Here is a 7,549-nt window from a genome sequence, read left to right on the forward strand (position 1 = left end):
GTTTATGTGGCGCGCGGGCTGCGGGCGGCCCTTTCACGAGAAAGCAATTTCATCGATCAGTCGAGAGGCAAGGCACCGGGCCGACGGCGTAGAAAAGCGCGAGAAATTGCCTGTTTTATGTCGAGCAGATGAATAGACAAATCGAAAAAATTGCAATTCCTGCGATGATGTGATAGCTCAGAACGATCAACAAAAATCACAGGAGGAACCAACGCGGCAATGTTGGGTAAAAACGCCATCTATCCCGCTTGTGGCCCAGATGCCATTTTGAATGGAAAATGTGGGCCTTCCAAGACTACCCCTGCCTTCACGATTACAAATTACCTTCGTAATATTTCCTCTGTTCTGCTGGGCATTTTGGCCAGCAACCTGAGCGTCGCGGCCAGCCGTTACCGCTGCATCCCTCCATCCGCGCTCTGATTTTTACAAAATCAATTAATCGACGCCTCCGCTGTCTTCAGCGGCCGGGCTTGTCCGTCTTTGCGTAAAGGTGATCAAACATGTCTGAACAAAAGCGAGTTGCCATTATCGGTGCAGGTCCGTCCGGGCTTGCCCAGCTTCGTGCCTTCCAGTCCGCCAAGGCCAAGGGCGCGGCCATCCCCGACATCGTCTGCTACGAGAAGCAGAAGGACTGGGGCGGCATGTGGAACTACACGTGGCGCACCGGGCTGGATGAGAACGGCGAGCCGGTGCACGGCAGCATGTACCGCTACCTCTGGTCCAACGGTCCGAAGGAATGCCTTGAGTTCGCCGACTATTCCTTCGACGAGCATTTCAAGCGGCCGATCTCCTCCTACCCGCCGCGCGAGGTTCTGTGGGACTATATTCAGGGCCGCGTGAAGAAGGCGGGCGTGCGGGATCACATCCGCTTCAATACGGCGGTCAAGTCCGTGACGTTCGATGAGGCGACCCGTAAGTTCACCGTGACCGCGATGGACTACACCGCCGACCGGCTGACGTCGGACGAGTTCGATTACGTTGTCGTGGCGACGGGCCACTTCTCGACACCTCATGTGCCGGAGTTCGAGGGCTTCGATCGCTTCCCCGGCCGCATTCTGCACGCCCATGACTTCCGCGACGCGGCGGAGTTCAAGGGCAAGGACGTGCTGCTGGTGGGCTCCAGCTACTCGGCGGAGGATATCGGCTCCCAGTGCTACAAGTACGGCGCGAAGTCGATCACGACCAGCTACCGCACCAAGCCGATGGGCTACCAGTGGCCGGAGGGGTGGACCGAAAAGCCGCTGCTGGAGCGGGTGGAGGGCAACATCGCCCACTTCAAGGACGGCAGCAGCCGCCACGCGGATGCAATCATTCTCTGCACGGGCTACCAGCACGACTTCCCGTTCCTGCCGGATGAGCTGCGCCTGAAGACCAACAACCGCCTGTGGCCGCTGGGCCTTTATGAAGGCGTGGTGTTCACCGCCAACCCGCAGCTCATGTACCTGGGCATGCAGGACCAGTGGTACAGCTTCAACATGTTCGACGCGCAGGCCTGGTTCGCGCGGGACGTGATGCTGGGCCGCATCGCCCTGCCCGGCCGCGACGACATGGATCAGGCCAACCTGCGCTGGCGCGAGACGGAAGAAGCGATCGCAACCGACGCCGAGGCCTTCGAGTTCCAGGGGGCCTATATCGAGCGGCTGATCGGCATGACCGACTACCCGTGGTTCGACATCCGCGCGGTCAACCAGATCTTCCTGCAGTGGAAGAAGGACAAGAAGGCCGACATCATGGGCTACCGGGACAAGACCTACACCTCGGTCCTGACCGGCACCAAATCGACGCCGCATCACACGCGCTGGCTGGAAGCGCTGGACGACTCGCTGGAGGCTTACCTGCGCCAGAGCCCGAAGGCGTCGGTTGCCATCAACCGCCAGCCCCAGCAGGGCCGCAAGGTTGCAAAGCCGGCGGAGCCGAAGCGTCAGAACGCCGCGTAACTGCTTTAAAAGTCAGAGAAACTGCGGGAGGGGACGAGCGCCCCTCCTGCTGGCCCCGCAGGTTGCCGGGACTCAGTTCTCGTCGTTGGCGGCCTCGCCTGGCACCCCGGCGCTTTCGGCCTCAAGCTGGTCGAGCACGCCGATCAGGGCCTCGGTGGACTGGACGCCGGTGGCGACCCACTTGCCCTGGAAGATGAGCGTCGGGATGCCGCGCACGCCGATCTCGCGCGCATTGTTGAAGCCGGCGCGGACCGGCTCAAGGTCCGTATCGGTGGCCAGCAGGCTGCGCACATCCTCCCCGCTCAGGCCGACGTCCTCGGCAAGATTGGCGAGCACCTCATGCTCCCCAATGTCGAGCCCTTCCTCGAAGTAAGCCTCGAACAGGCGCTGGGCCATGTCCGCGGCCAGATCGTGCTCCTGTGCCCAGCGCAGCAGGCGATGCGCGTCGAGCGTGTTGGGAATGCGCTGGATGCGATCGAAGCGGAAGTCGATGCCCGCGGCCTGACCGTGCTCGCGCACCGCGTCCTGATGGGCGGCCAGCTGCTGGTCGGAGCCGAGCTTGGATCGCAGATACTCCATCCGGTCGACACCGCCCACGGGCACGTCCGGCGCAAGCTGATAGGGCAGCCACAGAACCGAGATGGCGTATTCGGAACGTTCCGCAAGCGCCATATCGAGATTGCGCTTCCCGATGTAGCACCAGGGGCAGACGAAGTCGGAGATGAAGGCGATTTCTAGCATGGGCGCACACTGACCACAGGAAGCCTGCGGGTCAAGCGCAACGGCCCGAAAATTGAGCGGACATACTACCCACGGCCATCCGCCTGCCGGGGCGGCGGCCCGGCGCTCTGGTTCCACTCCGCCACGAACTCCTCCAGACGGCTGGCGGCCAGCGGCGGCGAGCAGAGATAGCCCTGGTAGCAGTTACAGCCTTCCCGGCTGAGCAGGTTGAGCTGGGCTTCGGTTTCAACGCCCTCGGCGATAACGCCGATGCCGAGCGAGCGGGCCAGCTCCACGAGGCTGTGAATGACGATGCGATCCCGCTTCTGGCTGGTCAGATCGTTGATGAACTGCTTGTCCACCTTCAAGTAATCGAGCGGAAGCGACTTGAGGTAGGCGAGCGAGGAATAGCCGGTGCCGAAGTCATCGATCGCGATGTGAACCCCGCTGCTGCGCAGGCGGCCGAGCGTGCGCGCCGCCATTTCGAGATTCTCCACGATGGCGGTCTCGGTGACTTCCAGCGTCAGGCGCGAGGGCGGAACCCCCGCATCCGACAAGGCGCTGAGCACCTGCGCATCGAAGGTCTCCTCCCCCAGTTGTGCCGCCGAGACGTTGACAGAGACGCGCAGGCTCGCCCGCTCGGGGTCGGTCCAGCGCGCGATCTCGGCGAGCGCCATGCGCAGGATGCTGTCATCGAACTGCGCCATGATCTCGGCGTTTTCGGCGATGGTCAGCAACACGTCCGGCGCGACGACGCCGTGCTTGGGGTGATCCCAGCGCACCAGAGTCTCGACGCCGATGATGCGCCCGGTGGGGATTTCCACCTGCGGCTGATACACGAGGTCCAGATGGCCGTTGACCAGCGCGCTGTGTAGATCGGATTCGAGGCTGGCCATCAGCGCGGGCGGCGTCACATCGTTCTTGTTGAAGATGTGCAGGCTGTTGGGCCCCTGTGACTTGGCATGGCCGCGCGCCGCCCCTGCCCGCTGGAACAGGTCCGCCACGTCGTTCACGTCATCGTCCGCCAGCGCCAGACCCATGCGCGAGACCAGATGGACCACGCGCCCCGCGACCACATAGGGCCGCTCGAACGCGGACGTGAACCGCGCCGCCAGCGCCCGTGCGTAGTCCAGCAGGTTCGGCCCGGTGAGGATGACGCAGAATTCCGCGCCGTTCATGCGGCAGGGCACGCTGCGATGCGCCCCCTCCTGCTCAGCCTCGCCCGCCCCGGCGGCCATGGCTTCGCGGCGCAGGCGGCGGGCCACGGCCTGAAGCAGCATGTCGGCAATCTTGTGGCCATAGGCCGTGTTGATCTGGTCAAACCGGCGGATCGAGAGGCGCATGAGCGCGGCGGCAGGCTCAGGGCCGCGCTTCTCTGCAAGCAGCTGTTCCAGAATGGCGCGCGCGAAGTCCTGATTGGGCAGACCGGTCAGCGGATCGAAGTCTCCGCCGAGGGAGTCGAGCCCCAGCATGTCTCCGACCACCTCGACCGAGCCAAACAGCCCGGCAATCTGCCCGTCTTCGGCCAGCTTGGGGTAGACGTGGTGCAGCAGCTCGCGCACCGGAGTGTTCGGTCCCATGAACGAGAAGCGCACCTGACCGGGACGCCCGGTCTCGACGAACTCCTGAAAGGCCGCCAGAACCTGGCGCTTGCGCTCCGGATCGACGAAGCGCAGCAGCGCCTCGAGCCCGACGACGGTTGAGGGAATGCTGTCTCCGAGCACGCGGGCAAGACCGGGCGAAATCTGCACCTGATTGGTGATGCGATTCCACGACCAGGTCTGGTTCTCCAGCTGCTTGCCGCTCTCTGACTGACCCTGGGAGAGCAGATGATTGCGGATGGTGAGCCGCTCGGCCAGACGCACCGTCGCCGCGAGGTCGGACGCGGAGAAAGGTTCGCGCAAGAAATGGGTTGCGCCAATATTCTGAAGCGTGATCGCGGAGAAGGATGCATCGCTGTCCAGCAGCAGGACCATGCAGCCGCGGCGGCGGGCGATCACTTCCCCCATGGCCTGCATCAGCCGCAGGTCCGGTGCAACCTCTCCGCGCAGGTCACCGACAAGCACCTGAGCAGCGCTGCCGGCCAGCCATTGGGCCGCCTCGTGCCGCTCCGGACAGAGCACGACACGCAGGTCATCGGCCGTCAACGCGTTTGCCACCTCTCCGCCGCGCCTGGGCGAAAAGATGAAAACCGGCGGCACTGGCGCACCTGTGGTCATGACCGGAGTCAAGCTTTCTACCCTCCCCGAACAGCCCATTCCGACACAGTAGACTCAGCCTACAACGCCTTCATCTCGAATCAGAAACGCAAATTAATTATTTGCTAAGAACTAAACTGCAATTTGTGTAATGTGTAACGAAATCAGATGAGAAGTGCCTGCTAATGGCATGCAGCATCTTGGTTTTGTTTGCGGCAGCCAAAATGGCAACCGACATACACGGCAGAAGGTACGTGCAACTATGATACCAGCACTGAGCATTGCGGTATCCGGACTGATCGATGCCACGAATCGCGCCAACACGGCTGCGAGCAACATCGTCCGTGGCAGCACGACCGCCTCTTCCGCCTTCAGGCTGGACAGCATGGAAGCCGCTGCAAGCTACGCCCGCGCCTCCGGCCAGACGGACCCTGCTGCTCAGGGCGAAACCGGCGCTCAGGGTGAAACCGGCTCTGGCAGCACAGCGAATCTCGGCGGGCAGGCACACCCCATGCCACGCTACATTCCCTCCATGGCGGAAGACATGGTGATGATGCGCGAAGCCGTTCACGCCTACAAGGCCAATGCCAGCGTCATTCGCCAGCTGGATCAGGTGACCAGCGAGCTGATCGACGTGCTGAAGACCGACAAGCGGGGCTGACGAGCGGCGGCCCTTCCCGCCTTCATTTGTTCCGCCTTCATTTAATGTCTGCTTCTTTCAAGCCTTGGTCCCGCTGGGGCAAGCGCCTATATTCCCTGAGAACTGACCGCCCGGATCCATGGAGACCATCCGCTTGCAGCCTGTCATCCCGGCCAGCCCGAACGCCGGACCGCTGATCGACCCCTTCGGTCGGCGGGTGGACTACCTGCGCGTCTCGGTGACGGACCGCTGCGACTTCCGCTGCGTCTATTGCATGGCGGAGCACATGACCTTCCTGCCCAAGGCAGAGCTGCTGACGCTGGAGGAGCTGGACCGTCTGTGCAGCGCCTTCATCCGCCGCGGCGTGCGCAAGCTGCGCCTGACCGGGGGCGAGCCGCTGGTGCGGCGGAACATCATGAGTTTGATCCAAGCCCTTGGGCGGCATCTGAAAACCGGCGATCTCGAGGAACTGACCCTCACGACCAACGGCAGCCAGCTGGAGCGCTTTGCCGGGGACCTGTACGCCGCCGGGGTGCGGCGGGTGAACGTCTCCCTCGACACGCTGGACCCGGACCGGTTTCAGGAGATCACCCGCTGGGGCCGCCTGCCGCAGGTGCTGGGCGGCATCCGCGCCGCCAAGGAGGCCGGGCTGCGGGTGAAGATCAACACCGTGGCGCTGAAGGACACCAACGAGGCCGAGATCGAGACGCTGCTGGAGTGGTGCGCCCGGGAGGGACACGATCTCACGCTGATCGAAACCATGCCCATGGGCGAGATCGAGGAAGACCGCACTGACCAGTACCTGCCGCTGAGCACGGTGCGCGCCCGGCTGGCGACCCGCTACACGCTGACCGACCTGCCCCATTCCACCGGCGGCCCGGCCCGCTACGTGCGGATCGAGGAAACCGGCCAGCAGCTGGGCTTCATCACGCCGATGACCCACAACTTCTGCGAGGCCTGCAACCGGGTGCGGCTGACCTGCACCGGCATGCTCTACATGTGCCTCGGACAGGACGACAGCGCCGACCTGCGCGCCCCGCTCAGGGCTAGCAGTGATGACAGGCTGCTGGATGCCGCGGTTGACGCCGCCATCGCGGGCAAGCCAAAGGGACATGACTTCGTGATCGACCGGCGCGGACGCCAGCCCGCGGTCCGGCGTCACATGAGCGTGACGGGCGGGTAATTGCCACCCGCCCTCGAACCTGCCACAACTCTTCTCCCTTATCTTTCCGAGGCCTGACGGACCACTCTCATCATGTTCGACCCCAGCCGCCATAAACTGGCCCTCGTTGCCAGCTCCTCGCCCGAAGCGCAGGCGGCGGCGAAGGAAATCCACAGCCGCCACGAGTGGGTGCCGACGAGCGAGGCGGACGTGATCGTGGTGCTGGGCGGCGACGGCTTCATGCTCCAGACCCTGCACGCCTCGAAGGACCGGCCGTGCCACATCTATGGCATGAACTGCGGCACGGTCGGCTTCCTGATGAACGAGTACAATCCGGACAACCTGATCGAGCGGCTGAAGCGGGCCGAGCAGTTCATCCTCAATCCGTTGCGGATGGAGGCGCGGACCATCTCCGGCGAGCGGATCACCTCCTCGGCCATCAACGAAGTCTCGCTGCTGCGCGAGACGCGGCAGGCGGCCAAGATCGAGATTGCCATTGACGGACGCGTGCGTATGCCCGAGTTGGTGTGCGACGGCGTGATCGTGGCGACTCCGGCGGGCTCCACGGCCTACAACCTGTCCGCTCACGGGCCGATCCTGCCGCTGGGCAGCGATCTGCTGGCGCTGACACCCATTTCCGCGTTCCGCCCCCGGCGGTGGCGCGGCGCAATTTTGCCCAACAACTGGGTTATCGAGTTCCGTGTACTGGAAGGCAACAAGCGCCCCGTGAGCGCCGTTGCGGACCAGAGCGAGGTGCGGGCCGCTTATTTGGCATGGGTGCAAGTTCAGCAACAAACAGCACTGTAAACAATGGCGGCAATATGACGGTACATGCTCCAATCAATGTTGTTAGCAACGACCCTAACAAAGCCGCTAAACTTGTTAGAACTGG

5 protein-coding genes and 1 pseudogene are annotated in these 7,549 nt (G+C 63.5%); 4 read left to right on the plus strand and 2 right to left on the minus strand.

Translation table 11 applies throughout. The features are described from left to right. The first annotated feature begins 500 nt into the window (after window positions 1–500). On the plus strand, window positions 501–1,937 hold the full coding sequence (locus VIG90_RS14430) for an NAD(P)/FAD-dependent oxidoreductase (protein WP_331594219.1): 1,437 nt from the start codon (window positions 501–503) through the stop codon (window positions 1,935–1,937). 72 nt (window positions 1,938–2,009) lie between these two features. Here the strand turns inward: VIG90_RS14430 and VIG90_RS14435 are convergent, their stop codons facing one another. Together VIG90_RS14435 and VIG90_RS14440 are read right to left on the minus strand one after the other, a co-directional pair. Beyond that, window positions 2,010–2,678 (minus strand): DsbA family oxidoreductase, encoded by a 669-nt coding sequence (locus tag VIG90_RS14435; RefSeq protein WP_331594220.1) that lies wholly within the window; start codon window positions 2,676–2,678, stop codon window positions 2,010–2,012. A 65-nt stretch (window positions 2,679–2,743) separates the two neighbouring features. Next, a complete protein-coding gene (locus VIG90_RS14440; protein ID WP_331594221.1) occupies window positions 2,744–4,816 on the minus strand; it encodes a putative bifunctional diguanylate cyclase/phosphodiesterase in 2,073 nt (690 codons plus the stop codon). Window positions 4,817–5,117: 301 nt separating this feature from the next. On the opposite strand from VIG90_RS14440, the gene VIG90_RS14445 reads away from it, so the two are divergent. The 3 genes and pseudogenes from VIG90_RS14445 to VIG90_RS14455 form a co-directional block, all read left to right on the plus strand. Next, window positions 5,118–5,516 carry a hypothetical protein gene (locus VIG90_RS14445; protein ID WP_331594222.1) on the plus strand — a complete coding sequence of 133 codons (399 nt, stop codon included), beginning with the start codon at window positions 5,118–5,120 and terminating at the stop codon, window positions 5,514–5,516. Window positions 5,517–5,649: 133 nt separating this feature from the next. Further along, window positions 5,650–6,678, plus strand: coding sequence for a GTP 3',8-cyclase MoaA (gene moaA, locus VIG90_RS14450; RefSeq protein WP_331594223.1), 1,029 nt, complete (start codon window positions 5,650–5,652; stop codon window positions 6,676–6,678). 72 nt (window positions 6,679–6,750) lie between these two features. Beyond that, a pseudogene (locus VIG90_RS14455) lies at window positions 6,751–7,461 on the plus strand (NAD kinase); the annotation flags it as partial. Window positions 7,462–7,549 lie beyond the last annotated feature (88 nt).

This window comes from Pedomonas sp. (assembly GCF_036515995.1).
GTDB lineage: Bacteria > Pseudomonadota > Alphaproteobacteria > Sphingomonadales > Sphingomonadaceae > Pedomonas.